Annotated in this window: 14 protein-coding genes and 1 pseudogene; 7 read left to right on the top strand and 8 right to left on the bottom strand. The window is 63.2% G+C overall.

The features are described from left to right. Positions 1-3 precede the first annotated feature (3 nt). On the top strand, positions 4-1,524 hold the full coding sequence (locus Q0L30_RS17955) for an ABC transporter ATP-binding protein (protein ID WP_296659208.1): 1,521 nt from the start codon (positions 4-6) through the stop codon (positions 1,522-1,524). 73 nt (positions 1,525-1,597) lie between these two features. Here the strand turns inward: Q0L30_RS17955 and Q0L30_RS17950 are convergent, their stop codons facing one another. Beyond that, positions 1,598-3,073 (bottom strand): sodium:solute symporter, encoded by a 1,476-nt coding sequence (locus Q0L30_RS17950; protein ID WP_296659207.1) that lies wholly within the window; start codon positions 3,071-3,073, stop codon positions 1,598-1,600. Beyond that, the gene (locus tag Q0L30_RS17945; RefSeq protein ID WP_296659204.1) at positions 3,070-3,276 is read right to left on the bottom strand and encodes a DUF3311 domain-containing protein; all 207 of its coding nucleotides are present in this window, start codon (positions 3,274-3,276) and stop codon (positions 3,070-3,072) included. Before Q0L30_RS17945 ends, Q0L30_RS17950 begins: the two co-directional genes overlap by 4 nt. A gap of 324 nt (positions 3,277-3,600) precedes the next feature. Between Q0L30_RS17945 and Q0L30_RS17940 the strand changes: the two genes are divergently transcribed. Together Q0L30_RS17940 and Q0L30_RS17935 are read left to right on the top strand one after the other, a co-directional pair. Continuing rightward, on the top strand, positions 3,601-4,281 hold the full coding sequence (locus Q0L30_RS17940; protein WP_296659365.1) for a MarC family protein: 681 nt from the start codon (positions 3,601-3,603) through the stop codon (positions 4,279-4,281). Positions 4,282-4,308: 27 nt separating this feature from the next. After that, a complete protein-coding gene (locus tag Q0L30_RS17935; protein WP_296659202.1) occupies positions 4,309-5,145 on the top strand; it encodes a class II glutamine amidotransferase in 837 nt (278 codons plus the stop codon). 66 nt (positions 5,146-5,211) lie between these two features. Here Q0L30_RS17935 and Q0L30_RS17930 read toward each other — a convergent pair whose 3' ends face one another. The 4 genes and pseudogenes from Q0L30_RS17930 to Q0L30_RS17915 all read right to left on the bottom strand — a co-directional run bounded on the left by Q0L30_RS17930 (position 5,212) and on the right by Q0L30_RS17915 (position 8,591). Beyond that, the gene (locus tag Q0L30_RS17930; protein WP_296659200.1) at positions 5,212-6,171 is read right to left on the bottom strand and encodes a glycosyltransferase; all 960 of its coding nucleotides are present in this window, start codon (positions 6,169-6,171) and stop codon (positions 5,212-5,214) included. A 581-nt stretch (positions 6,172-6,752) separates the two neighbouring features. Further along, a pseudogene (locus Q0L30_RS17925) lies at positions 6,753-6,962 on the bottom strand (anion permease); the annotation flags it as partial. Between the two features lie 271 nt (positions 6,963-7,233). After that, entirely contained in the window at positions 7,234-7,923 is a 690-nt protein-coding gene (locus tag Q0L30_RS17920) for a DJ-1/PfpI family protein (RefSeq protein WP_296659197.1), read from the bottom strand. A 230-nt stretch (positions 7,924-8,153) separates the two neighbouring features. After that, positions 8,154-8,591, bottom strand: a complete 438-nt coding sequence (locus tag Q0L30_RS17915) for a carboxymuconolactone decarboxylase family protein (protein WP_296659195.1) — start codon at positions 8,589-8,591, stop codon at positions 8,154-8,156. A gap of 188 nt (positions 8,592-8,779) precedes the next feature. Between Q0L30_RS17915 and Q0L30_RS17910 the strand changes: the two genes are divergently transcribed. From Q0L30_RS17910 to Q0L30_RS17900, 3 genes are all read left to right on the top strand, one after another. Then, entirely contained in the window at positions 8,780-10,261 is a 1,482-nt protein-coding gene (locus Q0L30_RS17910) for a PLP-dependent aminotransferase family protein (RefSeq protein WP_296659193.1), read from the top strand. Between the two features lie 278 nt (positions 10,262-10,539). After that, positions 10,540-10,983: an HU family DNA-binding protein gene (locus Q0L30_RS17905; protein WP_296659191.1), complete on the top strand. Its 444-nt coding sequence runs from the start codon at positions 10,540-10,542 to the stop codon at positions 10,981-10,983. Positions 10,984-11,271: 288 nt separating this feature from the next. Continuing rightward, a complete protein-coding gene (locus Q0L30_RS17900; protein ID WP_296659189.1) occupies positions 11,272-12,171 on the top strand; it encodes a LysR substrate-binding domain-containing protein in 900 nt (299 codons plus the stop codon). Between the two features lie 217 nt (positions 12,172-12,388). Here the strand turns inward: Q0L30_RS17900 and Q0L30_RS17895 are convergent, their stop codons facing one another. Both Q0L30_RS17895 and Q0L30_RS17890 read right to left on the bottom strand, forming a co-directional pair. After that, a complete protein-coding gene (locus Q0L30_RS17895; RefSeq protein ID WP_296659186.1) occupies positions 12,389-13,570 on the bottom strand; it encodes a porin in 1,182 nt (393 codons plus the stop codon). 284 nt (positions 13,571-13,854) lie between these two features. Continuing rightward, positions 13,855-15,189: a YihY/virulence factor BrkB family protein gene (locus tag Q0L30_RS17890; RefSeq protein WP_296659183.1), complete on the bottom strand. Its 1,335-nt coding sequence runs from the start codon at positions 15,187-15,189 to the stop codon at positions 13,855-13,857. Positions 15,190-15,402: 213 nt separating this feature from the next. Here Q0L30_RS17890 and fdnG point away from each other — a divergent pair, with 213 nt between their 5' ends. After that, positions 15,403-18,474: a formate dehydrogenase-N subunit alpha gene (gene fdnG, locus Q0L30_RS17885; RefSeq protein ID WP_296659181.1), complete on the top strand. Its 3,072-nt coding sequence runs from the start codon at positions 15,403-15,405 to the stop codon at positions 18,472-18,474. The last annotated feature ends 5 nt before the right edge of the window (positions 18,475-18,479 follow it).

The raw sequence follows: 18,479 nt of genomic DNA, 5'->3' as shown, positions 1-18,479 counted from the left end.
ATCGTGGACACGCTGCGAGATTCGGCCCGCATGCTGTTGAAACGGACGGTCAACTCGATCGTCGCAACGTTCCCGAATCTCGGCATTCACGAAGACACCGAACTGCGTGAAACAGCGATTCTCGCAGCCGGCGCGAGCGACCAGGTGAGCGACCTTGTCCTCCATCTGTACGCCGTCTGTATGGGGGCCGCGATGATCGTTCCAATTCTGTTTTTGATGGGGCAGACGGCGTGGTGGATTCCCTTCCTGATACTGGCCGGTATGGTGCCCACCGTTCTGTTGCGTGCGCGGGCTGAGCGCGAGAGCTGGGATGTCCAGGAGCATCATGCGGCAACATTTAACGAGTTGCGCATTCTGGACAGGATTTTGACGCAACCCGAGTTCGCCAAAGAACTGCGCATCTACCGGATGCAGGGGCGTTTGCTGGCCACGTGGCAAGGCCTGTACGACAACTATCTTGCGACCATCAAGCGAGTACGTACGCGCAATGCGCTCAAGCTTGCGGCGACGGCATTGATGGCAAGCGTCTGCCTGGCCGTGCCGCTGTATGTTGCCATTGAAGGGTTTCGGCGCGGTGAACTCGGCATTGCCGAGCTCGTCTTCCTGCTCGCTGCGCTCGTTCAGATGAAGGACGGGTTAGCCGCGATCATCTACAACTTCGGCGACCTGTTGCGTGTTTCTTATGCGGTCCGTCCGTTTCGCAAACTGGTCTTCCTTCACGCCGCGGAAATAAAGCATGCCGATGAACGTATTCCTCAACCGCCGCGCATGCCTGAGACATCTGTTGCAGCACCCTGTGTGACGCTGCGCCAGGTGGTATTGCGATATCGCGACACCGGACACGCGGCCCTCGATCAGATCGATCTGGAGATTCGCCATCGCGAGGTCGTTGCAATCGTCGGAGAAAATGGTGCTGGCAAATCGAGTCTGCTGAAATTGCTAAGCGGGCTCTACGAACCCACCAGTGGCGAGTTGGCCTGGTCGGCAGCACATAGCCCGCCGCGTGTGGTTGGCATGTTTCAGGACTTCGCGCGCTTTCCGCTCGATGTGCGCGGAAACCTCGTAGAGCGCGATATGAAACAAGCCAGCAAATATTTGCGCGCGGTTGGTCTCGAGTTCCTCGGCGATCAACCCAATACGCCTCTGACCACCGAAATACCCGATGGAATCGACATATCGGGGGGCCAATGGCAAAGGCTCGCTATCGCACGTGCGATGGCGCATGCCGACGAAGCTGACCTGCTCGTTTTCGATGAACCCACTTCGGCGCTCGATCCCGAGTCCGAAGCCGCGCTTATGCAGCTAATTCTCAAGCTCGCCCGACAACGGACGGCCGTTATCGTCAGCCATCGCCTCGCGTTGACACGGTTTGTCGATCGTATCCTGGTACTCGATCGCGGGCGGATCGTCGAGGCCGGGTCTCACGACGAACTCATCGCGCAAAACGGGAAGTACGCGCGGATGTTTCATAGTCAGGCAATGTTCTACCAGGATGGCGCCGCCAATACTTTGCGCGTCCCTTAACCGCTGCTGCTGATCGAGTCACGGTTGCACGGTGGCTTTGCCGGACGCGACGCGCCCGGCAAAACTCCCACGATCAGTGCGCACGTGCGTGCTCGTGGTCCGCATGCGTGTGCGGCTGCGTCAGCGCACTGACTGCTGCGAGCACAACCACATTCACGCCGAGCGCGAGAAAGCCGATGTTGACGTCCTTGAGCGCATCGGGCGCGAACGGTATGAGTTGCGCGACGCTCACGTGCAGCAACGTTGTCACAACAACGACCGCCACGCCCGCCAGGATTCCGCAGAACGCGCCTTGCTTCGTCGCACGGTTGTGCGCCGCGAGACTGCATACGAGCGCCGGAAACAACTGCGTCACGAAGTTGTAGCCCATGAGCAGCAGCGCGACGATGGTTTCGCCGCCGTTGAGCGTGAAGCCCACCGCCACGAGTGCAACCACCGGCACGAAGAGGCGCGCGAGGCGGGCGACGCGCGCGTCGTCGGCTTGTTTCGCGAGGCCGCCGCGATAGATGTCATTGGCGAGCAGCGTCGAGGCCGTCGTGAGGATCATCGAGCCCGGCACAAGCGCGGTGAGCACGCCCGCCGCGCCGATCACGCCGACGACCCACGGGTTGAACGTCTGCAGCGAGAGGCGAAAGAGCGCGAGGTCGATGTCGCCGCCTTTGAGCCCCGGCACTTTCAGCACGGCGGCGAAACCGCAGAAGAACACAAACAGCAGGATCAGTTGATAGAGCGGAAGCACCATCGCGTTGCGGCGGAAGATCCGCTCGTTCTTCGCGGTGTAGACGGAGCCGAACGTGTGCGGCCACATGAAGAAGCCGAGCGCCGTGAGCAGCACGGTGGACTGGAACCACGTCACGCTCTGTCCTTTCGCGGGGAGCGTGAGGAAGCCTGGCTTCGCGGCGTCGATGGCGCGAAACATCTCGCCGAGGCTGCCGTAATGGTGGATCGGCAGATAGATGCCGAGGAAAACCGCGACCGCGAGAATCATCAGATCCTTGAGGACCGAATTCCATGCGCAGCCGCGCACGCCCGAGACCGTCACGTAGGCGGTCACGACGATCGCGCCGATCCAGATGGCGGTCGTGGACGGGATCGCGCCATACGAGGCCGTCGCGACGATGATGCCGAGTCCCTTTAACTGCAGCACGAGATACGGCACGAGCGCTGCGACGCCCACGAGCGCGACCAGCACGCCGAGCGCGGGGCTCTGGTATTTGCGCGCGAAGAAGTGCGGCTGCGAGACGAGCCGGTGGGTCTTCGCGAAGCGCCAGATGGGCGGCAGCATCCAGTACGAGAGGATGTACGCGAGCGTGGCGTACGCAAGGATGTAATAGACCGGTGCGCCCTTGCCGTACGCGAAGCCGCTACCGCCGAGGAACGTGAACGTCGTGTAGATTTCGCCCGCCATCAGCAGGAACACGAACACCGTGCCGAAGCTGCGGCCGCCCACCGACCACTGTTCGAGATTCATGTCGTGCCCGTGCCGCGCACGCATGCCGAGTACCAGGGCGAGCAGCGTGATCGCCGCGATCAGGATGAGGGCGCTCATGACTGCACCTCGGTTTCATTGGTGCGATTCGCGGGATCGAGCCGGTAGACGACGGCCATGATCGCGGCGGTCAGCACGACCCACATGACGATCCATGCGAGCACGAGCGGCATGCCGAGCACGAAGGGCTCGGTGCGATTGACGAACGGCACGCCTAGCAGGATGCCGATGAAGGGCAGGGCAGCGAGCAACCTCAGTGACATGGACGACTCCTTTTTTATGAAAGGAAAACGTGTGACCGGGTGCGACCGGCTCACTCTATGCCCACTCGGGCCACGCCGTAAAGACTCGAGAATGCTGAATGGTTTTTGAAAGCATGGCGCGATGCGGCATGGGCACGGCCGCCTTGCTTGCGTGGCTGGCAGTGGTTACGCCCCGCGCCGATCCAGTTACACTTCACACAGCCCCGGCTGCCGCGCGCGTGCCGCTTCAACCGGAGCGACGCGATGATCGATGGTCTGGATAGTCTGATTTCAGAAATATTTTCCGGTTTCTTCACCGGCCTTTTCAACAATTGGTTCGACGACATGTTCGACAGCCTGATTTCAGAAATACTTTTTGGCTTCACCGGCCTTATCAGCATCATCAATCCGTTCGGTGGTGCGTTCGTCTTTCTCGACCGCACGTCGAAGCTCTCCGACGAGGCGCGGCGACTGCTCGCGAAGCGTGTGGCGATCAATGCGTTTTTCGTGTTGCTCGTCGCGTTCTTTGTCGGCATGCCGATCCTGCATTTCTTCGGCATTTCAATGGAGGCGCTGCGTATCGGCGGCGGCCTTGCCGTCGCGGTGAGCGGCTGGCAGATGCTCACCGCGCCTGAAGTTACGCCGGGCGCGGCGGACGATGCGACGCTCGAGCAGATCGATGCCGGAAAGGCTTCCAGCAAGGCGTTTTTTCCGCTCACCGTGCCGCTCACCACGGGCCCGGGTTCGATCGCCACGGCGATTGCGCTGAGCGCCAACCGGACCCACCAGATTTCCGCATGGGTGATGTCGAGCATCGCGTCGGTGGTGATCTCGGTGCTCGTGACGATCGTGATTTTCCTGGTCTACAGCCATGCGGCGCGCCTGCCCAAATACCTGGGCGCGGAGGGCACGCGCGTGGCGCTGCGTGTATCGTCGTTCCTGCTGCTGTGCATCGGCGTGCAGATCATCCTGACCGGCCTCGAGGGTTTTCTCACGCCGCTTGCGGATCTGCATGCGGCAAAGTGAGCACGTGTCCGTTCGAAGGAGTGCACCATGTGCCGTTGGCTCGCGTATTCCGGCAATGCCGTTCAACTCGAAACCGTACTCTTTCGCTCGCGACATTCGCTGATCGACCAGAGCCTGCACTCGAAGCTCGGCGCGACGACCACCAATGGCGACGGCTTCGGGCTGGGCTGGTATCAGCATCCGCATGACATTCCGTATCGCTACCGCAGCATCCATCCCGCGTGGAACGACCGCAATCTGCGCGAGCTTGCGCGCGCCGTGTCGGCGCCGATGTTCGTCGCGCACGTCCGTTCCGCGACGCATACGCCCGTGCAGGAAACCAATTGCCATCCGTTTCGCCATCGGCGCTGGATATTCGCGCACAACGGCCTGATTCGGAGCTTTCCGCTCGTGCGCCGCGAACTGCTCGTCGCCATCGAACCGGGGCGCTTTAGCGCGCTCGAAGGCTCGACCGATTCCGAAGTCATGTTCTATCTCGCGATGACCTTCGGCCTCGAACACGAGCCCGTGCCTGCTTTGGAACGCATGGCGGGTTTCGTCGAGGCGACTGCACGCAGGCATGGGATCGACGATCCGCTCAACATGACCGTATGCGCGTGCGACGGCGAGCAAATGGTGGCCGTGCGGTACTCCAGCGAAGGCAATTCGCGCTCGCTCTTTCACAGCACGTCGTTCAAGCATCTGCACGAACTCTATCCCGACGACCCGCGCATCGCGGCGGCGGGGGAGGATGCCTATCTGATCGTTTCGGAGCCGCTCGTCGATCTGCCCGATGTCTGGGCCGAGGTGCCCGAGGCAACGGCGATCATCGTGCGCGGCCCGCAGGTGGAGTACCGGCAGTTCGTGCCGGTCACGCCGCAGTGATTGCGGCTGACGTCGGGGCTTACGTCGGGGCTTACGTCGGGCTATGGGATCGACGCGCAGCGCGGGTCACCATGCACTTTGCCCGGAGCGGTCGTATTTTTCGGCCATCGCCGGTACGCCGATGCGCACGTGGTGCTCGGCGCGCCTCACCTGGCGCGTGAGCTGCACGACATGCGGCGGGACCACGCGGCGGCGGCGCAGTGCCCAGAAGGTGCCGCGGAGCATCGCAAACCCCGCGGGGCCAAGCGAGCGCTGACGCGCGAAGACGGCGAGTGCGCGCCCGGTTGCGGCGAGTGCGTCGCGCAACGGCAGGCGCATCCACGCGACCCAGGCCGAATTGCGCGCGAGCGTGCAATGCTGCGCGCGCGTGAACCCGTGATACAGCGGCTCGCGATGCGCGAGCGCTCCTTCGCAATAGACGATCGAGTGGCCTGAAGCGAGCAGGTCCAGCGCCACGAGTTCTTCGGCGCCGCCGTGCGAAAGGCGCTCCTCGTAACGGTGGAGTTCGCTCAGCACGCTTGCGCGGAAAATACATGCGCCCGCCATGAAATTCACGAGTGCGGGGCCGGGCAGGCCGTTGCCGCCTGGCGACGTGGCGCTCAGCATCTGGCACGCGGGATGGATTTCACGTTCTGCCTCGTCCGCCACGCACGCGCTGATTACAGCAATCTGCGGATGAGCGTCCAGCAACTGGGTTGCGCGCGCGAGCGCACCGGGTGCGAACCAGGTGCTGTCGTCGCAGCACGCCACGTAGTCGGTGTGCGCAAGCTCGACAGCGCGGTTGAAGCCGGTCATGCCCAGATCGCGCAGCCCCTGGACGATACGCAATTGCGGAAAGAGCGATGCGAGCAGGCTGACGGTCGTATCGCTGGAGCCGTTATCGGCCACGATCACATTGGGGTGCTCAGGCAGCGCCATGAGGCGGGCCACGGTGTCGACTGTCTGGCGGACATGGTTGCGTGTCAGCACGACCACGGTCACGCGTGGTATGGGCTGGGAACCAGAGGCATGAGTGGAGGCGTTCATCGCGATCGTGCGGCGCGAGCCGGCCTGAATGTTGTAGTCGTGCTATGAGCATACGCCGTTGGCGCGTGGTGTGCACCCGCGCGTTAGCGTGAACGAGACGCGTATTTGTGTGCGTATTTGTGTACGCAGCCGACGCAGGCGCACGCCCTGCAAGCGCTCAAGCAAACGTCGTGCCCGATGCGGTTGGCGAGCTGCCTCGCCGGGCTTGAGCACGCCATTTCGTATGCGAAATTGGGAAAAGTTGGCTATCCGGATTCGGCATGGCTCTCAAGGACGGTCGGGTGGAATGCAGGGCCCTGTTGCTCGCGATGGGTGCTCGCCATTCGGTGCATCGCAGCAATCTGCATGCTGCAGGCTATGCGGCGCGCCGCGGCGGTCTCGTTTCCGATCGGAGAGCTGAACCTGGCGCGTGAATTTTCGGTGCGATCCCAACGATCCGGTTGGCCACGTTAGCCTGGCGTGGTGCACGGTTCATGCGCCCGCATGGCGTCCAGAAGGTTCCGGAAGGTTGCAGAAGGCGCTTCAAACAGCCTGGATCGGCGCCACGGCCAGTTCAGTTGCGAGATCGCCGAACGGCTTTTTAGCCAGTCGAGCCAGGTCACGCGCGCGCCGAGCATTCTGTCCATGAATCCCACCGCGAGCAGGTTTTGTGCGGCGGCTGTCTGAATGCCGACATTCCAGATGCTCGTTGCGTTGGCAACCACGATCATGATTCCGGCGGCGATATTCGTGCGCTTGTCCACGCCGAAGGCGGAAATCACGCCCACCATGATCGGCACGACGCAGGCACTGCCGGCTGCGATTCAGTCGGGACACAAGGTGTTTGCTGTCGTGTTCACGGGCGCCGCGCTGCGCTGCCGCTCTGTTAATCCACGATTTTCGCGTCGGAGGTGAGTTACGCGTCGCGCGCGTAATTAGCGGGCATGGGCGGATCGATGTGCCGCCGCGGTACGGCGTGACCGCGGCGGAAGTTATGCAGGTAATGGAAGCGATACGTGGGAGACGCGCTGAATGTGTCGAATATGCCGAATGTGCCGAATGTGCGGTTAGGCCCGCTTCCGGCTACGGCGCCAGCCGGAGCCGCGCCGCCGCGTTTGCGACGACGCGCGTACGCGCAGCGAGCGATTCAGCGTTGGCTGCCCGCACTCGCTCGACGATTGCGCGCGGCGCGGTGTCGGGACTGCCAGCATTGAACGGGGGCGCCGGTGCATATTCGAGTCCGAGTTGAAGTGCCTGGGCTGCCTCGTCGCCGGCCAGTTCGGCTGCGAGCGCCAGCGCGAAGTCGATGCCGGCCGTGATGCCGCCGCCCGTGAACAGATTGCCGTCGCGCACGACGCGCCCGTGAACGGCAATCGCGCCGAACGGTTCGAGCAGTTCGTGGAAGGCCCAGTGGGTCGTTGCACGGCGTCCGCGCAACAGGCCCGCCGCGCCGAGCACGAGTGACCCCGTGCATACCGACGTGATGTAGCGCGCGCGTTCGCCCTGGCTGCGCACGAAAGCGAGCGTTTCGTCGTCCTGGAGCAGATCGCCGACGCCGCTGCCGCCGGGTACGCAGAGTACGTCGAGCGGCGGGCAGTCGTCGAAAGTCGTATCGGGCACGAGGACCATGCCGGTTGCAGACACAACGGCGTCGCGTGTTTTCCAGACGAGCCGGACCGAGTTGTCCGGCATCGACGCGAGCACGTCATAAGGGCCTGCAATATCGAGCGGTTGCACGCGGGGAAAGAGGAGAAAGCCGATTTGAAGCGCCATGGCGAAGTCTCTTGGTGGGGGATCGAGATCGGGTTGTTGCTGCCCGTCGATGCCCACTGTATCGCCGCGATTGCGCAAAAGGGCGCCAAAAACCGTGTAAAAGCCGCCACGAGCGGCAACGCCTCGCGTGCCGCACGATGCGCCGCCTGCATTCAGACGATGCTTAAAAACAGGCGCCCGGACATCGTGCATGCCCGGGCGCCTGGTGGCTTGAGTGCGTGCCGGCGCGCTTACGCCGGCATTTTGCGGAACGAGACGGCGATGCGGTTCCAGCCGTTAATCGCGATGATCAGCATGGTCAGGTCGGCGATTTCCTGGTCGGTGAAGTGCGGCTTCACGCGTTCCCAGACATCGTCGGGAACGTGCGTCTGTGAAAGCAGCGTGACCGCTTCGGTCCATTCGAGCGCCGCGCGCTCGCGCTCGGTGAAGAACGGCGTCTCGCGCCATACCGTGACTGTCGCGAGCCTGCGTTCGGTTTCGCCGCCCTTGCGCGCGTCCGTGGTGTGCATGTCGACGCAGAATGCGCAGCCGTTGATCTGCGAGGCGCGCAGGCGCACCAGTTCCGCAAGCGGCTTTTCGATCGAGCTTTTGCTTACGCGCTCTTCGAGCGCCAGCATTGCCTTCGTACCTTCGGGACTGACCTTGTAGAAATCCAGACGTGATTGCATGACGATTCACCTCTTCGAATGCTGTGGGCTGAACTGCGTTGCGAAAGACTATGGACGTCACTCTAGGCGTGTGGCAGGCGCCTTGAAATAGCCATTCTGGCAAAATTTCAGGTAACCACTTCTTTTACCGTCCCGGTTGCCCCCTTAGCTACCGCGATAACCGGTTCGACTTCTTCATCATCACGCTCATGGAACTGCACGTCACCGTCTCGGGCCGTCGCGATCTGGCTGGTCAGATCTACCGGCAACTGCGCACCAGCATCGTCGACGGCCGGCTGACGGGCGGCACGCGGCTGCCGTCCACGCGCGATCTCGCACTTCAGCTCGGCGTGTCGCGCAAAACCACGCTCGACGTGTTCGAGCGGCTGCTCGCCGAAGGCTATCTGAGCGCCAGGCGCGGTTCGGGTACGTTTGTTGCCGATGCGCTCGAGCATCTTCCCGCGCGCGAATCCGGCCATGCGAATCCGCAGATTCGTGCCGTGAGCCGAGGCAGTCGCGAAACGAGCGTGTCGCGCGGCATCGAGGCTCAGCCCTGGTGGCAGGCTCATGCGCAAGCCGTGCCCATGCCGAGTCTCGACGCGCGGCTTGCGTGCGATTTCGCGGGCGGTGTGACCGACAAGTCGTGTTTTCCGTTCGACGCCTGGCGCCGCTGCATCAACGACGCGCTGCGTGTACAGGTTCGCGGCCGCGGCATGTACCACGCTCCGGCGGGCGAGCAGAGCTTGCGGCTCGCCGTGTCGCGCTACCTGGCTTTCAATCGCGCGGTGCAGTGCGACTGGGAGGACGTGATCGTCACGCAGGGCGCGCAGCACGCGCTCGATTTGCTCGCGCGCGTGATGTTGCGTCCCGGCGACGTGGTGGCGGTGGAGGACCCCGGCTATCCGCCGGCGCGCGTCGCGTTCGAGGCGCTTGGCGCAAAAGTGGTGCCGGTGCCGGTGGACGACGAAGGGCTGATCGTCGCGCGCTTGCCGAAGACGGCGCGGCTCGTCTACGTGACGCCCTCGCACCAGTTTCCGCTCGGCATGCCGATGAGCCTTGCGCGCCGCGTCGCGCTGCTCGAATGGGCGCAGGCGCGCGGCGCGGTCGTCGTCGAAGACGACTACGACTGCGAGTACCGTTTCGAGGGGCGTTCGCTCGAACCGCTCAAGAGCCTCGACAACGCGGGACTCGTTGCGTACGTCGGCACGTTTTCCAAGACGATTTTTCCGGAGTTGCGCGTGGGCTACGTTGTGCCGCCCGCGAAGCTGGCGGCGCCGCTTGCACATGCGCGCCAGGTGGGGGACTGGCACGGTTGCGTGCTCACGCAGACGGCGCTCGCGAATTTCATGCTCAACGGCCAGTTCGCGCGGCATCTGCGCCGCATGCAGCAGATCTATTCGGCGCGGCGGGCGCGGCTGCTTGCGCATCTGCGTGGCCCGCTTGCGCCGTGGTTCGAGCCGGTGCTGCCCAACACGGCCGGTTTGCACCTTGCGGTGCGGCTCGCGGCGCCGGTCGACCAGGCGGCGCTCGTCAAGGCCGCGCGTGCGGCGTCGATCGGCTTGCACCCGCTCGCGCCGTTTTATGTGAAAGCCCCTGTGCAAAGCGGTTTTATGTTCGGCTATGGCGGCGTCGAAGTCGGGCAGATCGACGCCGCGATGACGTCGCTCGCAGCGCTGATGCGCACATTCTGACGCGCTGGCGCGCGAAAAATGCCATGCGTTTCGGTGTTTTTGCGAAGAGCGCCTGCGCCTTGATGTCGCCGGGTCAGGGTAACCGAGGATGCAACAAGTTCGTTTACCCCTGTAAACAAGCGTCAAAATGAGCCGGGCAGTCAGCGCCGCGCAACAATTTTTCATCGGCGATGCAAAAGAGTCACGCAAAACGCTCGCACGCTTGTAGAATCCGCCGTTGAAGCACATGCATTCCGCGGTGCTTCGCCGATTCACTGACCAACACTGGTAGGAGAAACATGCCGACTTCCGCAAAGAAAGTGGCCAAAAAGGCAGCTGCCCCGGCCAAGAAGGTTGCCGCAAAGAAAGCGCCCGCCAAGACGGCCGCAGCTAAGAAGGTCGCCGTGAAGGCGTCCGGCGCTCCGTCGCCGATCAAGGACACCTTCACGAAGGCCTCGCTGGCTGCTCACGTCGCTGAGCGCGCAGGTGTCGAGCCGAAGGCTGCCAAGGCCGTGCTCGCCGCGCTGGAAGACACGATCCTCGGTTCGGTCCACAAGAAGGGCGCAGGCGAGTTCACGCTGTCGGGCCTTCTGAAGATCGTCGTGCAGGCCGTGCCGGCGAAGAAGAAGCGCTTCGGCAAGGACCCGTTCACGGGTGAAGAGCGCTGGTTCCCGGCCAAGCCCGCTTCGGTGCGCGTGAAGGCACGTGCGCTGAAGAAGCTGAAGGACGCAGCGGCAGCCTGACAGCCGCCCGCCGCAGCCTTCCGGTTGCGGTGCGCCAGCAGTACCCAAAGAATCCCCGCCGACATCGCGTCCGCGGGGATTTTTCATGGGCGCTCGCCAAACGATGCTCGCGTTGCCATGTATGCGCTGGATGCGCGGCGCGACAATCCTGATTTGATCGCGTCATGCTTCAATGTTATTCATAAACATACGGCTATATAATTCAGAAATTACCGGCATTTTTTTAAGATCGTGCGGCACGATCCAGCGTGACCGCACTGATAATGTGAATATCCATTTCAAAATGTTATGAATGCAGCCGACCTGCGGATTCGCCAGGTTGAAGCGTTTCGCGCCGTGATGCAGCGGCGCAGCGTGACGCGCGCCGCCGAGTCGCTCGGCATCTCGCAGCCGGCGGTCAGCCGCCTCGTGGCCGACTTCGAAGCGAACGTCGGCTTCGCGCTATTCACGCGTCGGCAAGGGCGGCTCGTGCCGACAGCAGAGGCCTATGCGCTGAATGAAGAAGTTGAGCGCGCGTTTGTCGGGCTCGAGCGGGTGGCGCAGGCGGCGGGGCAAATTCGCGAACGTCGGCGTGGCGCGTTGACTATCGGCGGGACGTTCGACCTCGCCGCCGATTTTCTGCCGAGGGTGGTCGCTTCGTTTGCGCGCGAGCACGAAGGCGTCGACGTGACACTGCTTGCGCTTGAACCTGCCGCTGTCGTCGAGCACGTTGGCGCGCAGCGTTGCGATCTGGGCTTTGTCGCGCCGTCAGTTGCACATGCTCAGGTGCGCCTGGAAGCACTCGGGCAATGGGCGCTGCGCTGCATCGTGCCGCGCGGGCACCGGCTCGCGCGCAAACGCATCGTGAACGCCGCCGACTGCGCGGGCGAATCGTTCGTGTCTTTCGCGAGGTTGAGCGAACCGCGCACGAGGATCGACCGCATGTTCGAACAGTGCGGTATCGAGCGGCAAATGGGCATCGAAGCGACGCTTGCCCAGTCGATCGTGACGCTGGTGGAGGCGGGGGCGGGAATCGCGCTGGTCGATCCGCTGAGCGCCGCGGGCGCGGCTGCGCGGGTGGCCGTCAAACGTTTCTCACCGGTACTGCCGCAAACGGTGCACGTCGCGCGTCATGCGGAGCAGTCACAGTCGATGCTGGCGGACGCGTTCGTTCATCACGCCGTGACGGCGCTGGCGCGCCTGCGCTGACATTCGCGCTTGTCCGAGAATCTCCGCGGTTAAACCGAGCAAGCCGGGAGGTTGGCGGCAGCGATCATTCGCGCAGATATAAAAAAACCAGCCCGGGCTTGCGCCGCGGGCTGGTTGGTCCAACGTGTGGTTTTTAGCGGCCACGCCGTTTTCGCATAACCGGAACCGGCGAGAAGCCGGTTCCGGCACCGGACCGAAGTCCGGCTGCGCAGTTCTATTAGAACTTGTGGCGGATGCCGACGTTGACCATCGATTGCGAGTCCGAAGCCGAGTTGTTGCCGTACGAAGCGATCGATGCGCCGGCGCTCGAGATCGAGCCGTCGCTGTTGCGCTGATGGCCGCTGGCGTGCTGGTAGGCCGCCACGACGTAGAAGTCGGTACGCTTCGACAGGTTGTAGTCCGCGCCCAGCGAGACCTGGTTGTACGTGTTCGACACGTCGCCCGAGCCGTGCGTCCAGTTGTAGCCAAGGCCCAGCAGCGTGGCCGGGTTCAGCTGGTAGCCGACGAAAGCGCCCACGGTGTTGAAGTGCTGGGTCGAGGCGAACGCCGAGAAAGCGTCCGGCTTGTACTGAGCGTTGCTGTAACGTGCGCCGAGCGTGAACGGACCTGCGACGTACTGTGCTGCAGCCTGAGCGATACCGATCGACTTCGCCGATTGGTAGGCGGCGTTGATCTGGCCTTCGTTGATGTTGTCGCCCGTTGCGACCGACGACCAGCCACGCGTAGGCGGCGTACCCGACGTGCGCGAAGCCAGCGTCGAACCGTTGTCCATCCTCAAGTAGCCAGCAGCGACGTTGAACGAGCCGATGCCGTACGTAGCTGCTGCGCCCCAGCTCTGACCCGAGCCGGTCTGGCCGGCGACGCCGCCCAGCGCGTACATGCCAGCGACCTGGAAGCCGGCGAAAACCGGCGAGGTGTACTTGATGGCGTTGTTGATGCGCGAGCTGTTGTCGTTGTTGTCGACGTCACCCGGGGTTGCGAACGTGCTGCCGAAGTAGCCGTCGCCGGTAAGGCCCTGGACCATGTCGACGATCGGATCGTACTGGCGGCCGAGCGTCAGGGTACCGTACTGAGCGGAATCCAGACCGACATATGCCTGACGGCCGAACATCTTGCTGGAGGTGCCGTTGTTGAGGCTAAAGCCGTTTTCCAACTGGAAAATCGCCTTCAGACCGCCACCCAGGTCTTCCTTGCCCTTCAAGCCCCAGCGGTTACCCTGCAGGTTTTGACCACCCAGGCCGAACAGATTCTTGTTCGCGCCGTTGGCGTCCTTGATGTTGTTGATGAACTGGACCGATTCGTCGATCACGCCATACAGCGTCACGCTGCTTTGCGCATGGGCCGTGCCGGCGGCTGCCAGCATCGCCAACGAGAGGGTCGAGAGTGCGACTCGTTTCATCCAGATTTCTCCACGCAGATGATTGGTTTATTAGTTGTTGCGCATCGGAGAATAACGCACCTCCTACAAACTCCCGAAATGAAAAAAAATGACTGTCGCAAAAACCTGACACCAGGCGGAATGTCTTGTGCAGCGGGCGATTGAGCGACTATGTCATTTTTTGCAAAGTAGGGTTGTGGTCTTTGCATTATTGCGAAATTTGATACAAGTCGGGTCGCATTCACTTAAATGGTGCGCGGGCTGGCGCCGCGCCGGCCGGTCTGCGGGGGGGGGGGGCGGGGCCGCTACGTGCGGCGGCGTACGGCGGCTGCAGTCATGGCGACGGCGGCGCCCGCCGCCAGCAGAACCGAACTCCATGGATGACGCTTGACGAAACGGTCGGCGGCCGCGGCCGTGCGGCCCGCATGGGCGAGCGTCAACGCGGCTGCGGAGGTTGCGTCGTCCTCCATTTTTGCCATGGCGCGGCGCAATAGCGGGCTTGCGCCGTCGTGGTGCGTCGCAGCATCTGCCGCTACGCCCAGCGGCGGCGCTGCGGATGCCGGCGCTTCAGCGGCGCCACCCGCCGGGTTTCCAGTTGGAAAGAGCGAAGCGGAAGGCGCGGACGAAGCAGACGACGAGAGCAAAGAGGCCGAGCCGGAGCGCGCTGCCGCGTGGCCGTCATGCGGCGCGACGATGGTGGTTGCGGCCAGCACCGAGGCGAGTTTGGCGCGGCTGCCCGGCGGCGTTTCCTCAAGGAAACCCCATGCGCCGCGCGGGTCGTGCAGGCGTGCGCGCGCCGCCGAGAATTCCGCGCCGAGCAGCAGCACAGCCGCTGAAAAGTACAGCCACATCAGCAGCACGGCGAGCGATCCGGCTGCGCCGAATGCCGTCGCCATGCCCGCGTGGGCGAGGTAGAGCGCGAAGAGTTTCTTGCCTGCGGAAAAGAGCACGGCCGCCACGAGGCCGCCCACGAGCGCGTCGCGCCACTGCACATTGGCGTCCGGGAGAAAGCGCAGCAACGCGGCAAACGCGAAGGCGAGCACGGCGAGACCGACCGCGAGCTGAAGCAGGTTTCCGATCACCAGATACGGTGAATTTCCCCACAGCCACTGGCCGATGAATGTGATGGTCGTATCGAGCACGAGCGAGACGATCAGCAGGAACGCGACGCCGAGCACGAGCGAAAACGAAACGAGCCGCACCCGCACGAGCGCGAAGACGCTGGTGGCACGCTTGCCTTCGGGCGGCCACACGATATTGAGTGCGGAATGCAGCGAAGAGAATGTCGCCGAAGCGCCGATCACGAGCATCGACAGCGAGATGACCGCCGCGATGCCGCCTGCGTCGCCTGCGCGGTGCGCATTGGCCACGATCGTCGTGATCCCTGCGGCGGCGTCGTTGCCGAGCACGTTATGCACCTCGCGGAACAGTTCGCCGCGCGCGGCTTCGGCGCCGAAAAACCAGCCCGCCACGGCGATCACCATGACGAGCGTCGGTGCAAGCGAGAACGCCGAGTAGAACGCGATGCTCGCAGCGAGCGCGGGACAGCGATTGGCGACGAACTGGCGGCAGGCGCCGACGATCCAGGAGGCTTCCCTGCGCGCAGCGAATTGCAGTCGTTCAGATGAGAGCGTGGCCATGATGTCCGTCCCGCAATCGGCGTGAAGACAACATGCGGCCGCTTCGGCTTGCCCGATGTAGACCCAATGCGGGCCCGGTGCGGCGCAGCATGTCCGTGCAATATAGCAAGCGTGGTTCGTGCCTGTGACGGTGGTGCGCGGTGTGCATCTTCCGTGATCCGTCGCCGAAATCCGCATATACTGGATTCACCCTCAACTAGCCGAGGACGTGCCATGCTGCAATTGTCCCGGCGCCAGTTCCTGAAGGTCACGGCAAGTTCGCTGGCTGGCTCCAGTCTAGCGCTGATGGGCTTTGCGCCCGACACCGTGCTCGCCGAGGTCCGGCAATACAAACTGGCGCGCTCTACTGAAACCCGCAACACGTGTCCGTATTGCTCCGTTGGCTGCGGGATCCTCATGTACGGCCTCGGTGATGGCGCGAAAAACGCCACGACCAGCATCTTCCACATCGAGGGCGATCCCGATCATCCGGTCAATCGCGGCACGCTCTGTCCGAAGGGCGCGAGCCTGATCGACTTCATCCACAGCGAAAGCCGTCTCACGCATCCCGAATACCGGGCGGCCGGGACGAACGAGTGGAAGCGCATCTCGTGGGACGAGGCGCTCGACCGCATCGCGAAGCTGCTGAAGGAAGATCGCGACGCGAATTTCGTCGAGAAGACCGACGACGGCAAGACCGTCAACCGCTGGCTGACCACGGGCATGCTGGCCGCATCCGCGGGCAGCAACGAGGTGGGTTACCTCACGCATAAAGTGGCCCGCTGCATGGGCCTGCTTGCATTCGATAACCAGGCGCGTGTCTGACACGGCCCGACGGTGGCAGGTCTTGCCCCGACGTTTGGCCGCGGTGCGATGACGAACCATTGGGTCGACATTCGCAACGCAGACGTGATTCTGGTGATGGGCGGCAATGCGGCCGAGGCGCACCCGTGCGGTTTCAAGTGGGTCACGGAGGCGAAAGCGCACCGCAAGGCGCGGCTCATCGTGGTCGATCCGCGCTTTACGCGCACGGCATCGGTGGCGGATTTCTATGCGCCGATCCGCACCGGCACGGACATCGCGTTTCTTGGCGGCGTGATCAATTACCTGCTCACGAACGACAAGATCCAGCATGAGTACGTGAAGAATTACACGGACTTCCCGTTCATCGTGCGCGACGATTTCGCGTTCAATAACGGCATCTTTTCCGGCTTCGATCCGCAAAAGCATGCGTATCCCGACAAATCGTCGTGGAACTACGAGATCGGCGACGATGGTTTCGTGAAGGTCGACGAAACGCTGCAGCATCCGCGCTGCGTGTACAACCTGCTCAAGCAGCACTATTCGCGCTACACGCCCGAGATGGTGGAGAAGGTCTGCGGCACGCAAAGGGAATTGTTCCTGAAGGTGTGCGAGATGCTCGCGAGCACCGCCGTGCCGGGACGCGCGGCCACCGTCATGTACGCGCTCGGCTGGACGCACCACTCGATCGGCTCGCAGATGATCCGCTGCGGCGCGATGGTGCAACTGCTGCTCGGCAACATCGGCATCGCGGGCGGCGGTATGAATGCGCTGCGCGGCCACTCCAATATTCAGGGGCTCACCGATCTCGGGCTGATGTCGAATCTGTTGCCGGGCTACATGACGCTCGCGTCCGAAGCCGAGCAGGACTACGACGGCTACATCAAGAAGCGCGCGCAGCAGCCGCTGCGGGCGAATCAGCTGAGCTATTGGCAGCACTACGGCGCGTTCTTCGTGAGCTTCATGAAGTCCTGGTGGGGCGACAACGCGACGAAGGAGAACAACTGGGGCTACGACTGGCTGCCGAAGCTCGACAAACCATATGACCTGTTGCAGACCATCGAGCTGATGTACCAGGGCAAGCTCAACGGCTACATCTGCCAGGGTTTCAACGTGATGGCGTCGGCCCCGGACAAAGAAAAAACGCTGCAGGCGCTCGGCAAGCTGAAGTGGCTCGTCATCATGGATCCGCTCGCGACGGAAACGTCCGAGTTCTGGAAGAAGTACGGCGTCTTTAACGACGTCGATACGGCTGCGATCCAGACCGAGGTGTTCCGCCTGCCCACCACGTGTTTCGCGGAGGAAAACGGCTCGCTCGTGAGTTCGAGCCGCGTGCTGCAATGGCACTGGAAGGGCGCCGAGCCGCCGGGCGAGGCGAAGAGCGACCTCGAAATCATGTCGGGCCTGTTCTTGCGGATGCGCGCCGCGTACCAGAAGGACGGCGGCAAGTATCCCGATCCGATCGTCAAGCTCAGCTGGCCGTATTCGAATCCCGCGAGCCCGACGCCCGAGGAACTCGCGATGGAGTACAACGGCAAGGCCCTCGCGGATCAGACCGACGCGAAGGATCCGGCCAAGGTGCTCGTCAAGAAGGGCGATCAGCTTTCGAGCTTCGCGCAACTGAAGGACGATGGCTCGACGGCGAGCGGCTGCTGGATTTTCTGCGGTGCGTGGACGCCGGCGGGCAACCAGATGGGCCGCCGCGACAACGCCGATCCCACGGGCATCGGCCAGACGCTGAACTGGGCGTGGGCGTGGCCTGCTAACCGGCGTGTGCTGTATAACCGCGCGTCGTGCGATCTTGCTGGCAAGCCGTTCGATCCCACGCGGAAGCTGGTCGGCTGGAACGGTGCGGCCTGGACCGGTGCAGATGTGCCGGACTACAAGCTGGATGAGGCGCCGGATATCGGCATGGGTCCGTTCATCATGAACCCGGAAGGCGTCGCGCGTTTCTTTGCGCGCGACAACATGAACGAAGGGCCGTTCCCCGAGCACTACGAGCCGTTCGAGAATCCGCTCGGCTACAACCCGTTCCATCGCGACAACCCGCTCGCCACGAACAATCCTGCCGCACGCGTGTTCCCCGGCGACCGCAAGACGTTCGGGACAGTCGAGTCGTTCCCGCACGTCGCGACGTCGTACCGGCTCACCGAGCACTTCCACTTCTGGACCAAGCACGCGCGTCTGAACGCCATCATCCAGCCGCAGCAATTTGTCGAGATCAGCGAGGAACTGGCGCAGGAAATCGGCGTATCGAAGGGCGGTCTCGTGAAGGTGACGAGCAACCGCGGCCACCTGATCGCCGTGGCCGTGGTCACGAAGCGCATCAAGCCGCTCATGATCGAAGGCAAGAAAGTGCATACCGTTGGCGTGCCGCTGCACTGGGGTTTCACGGGGCTCACGAAGCCGGGCTATCTGACGAATACGCTGACGCCGCCGGTCGGCGACGGCAATTCGCAGACGCCGGAGTTCAAGTCGTTCCTCGTGAAGGTCGAAAAGGCCTAAGGAGC

The sequence above is a fragment of the Paraburkholderia sp. genome, assembly GCF_024281035.1.
Lineage (GTDB): Bacteria > Pseudomonadota > Gammaproteobacteria > Burkholderiales > Burkholderiaceae > Paraburkholderia.
The sequence above is the reverse complement of the archived record's forward strand: the minus strand, read 5'-3'. Positions and strand labels throughout refer to the sequence as shown.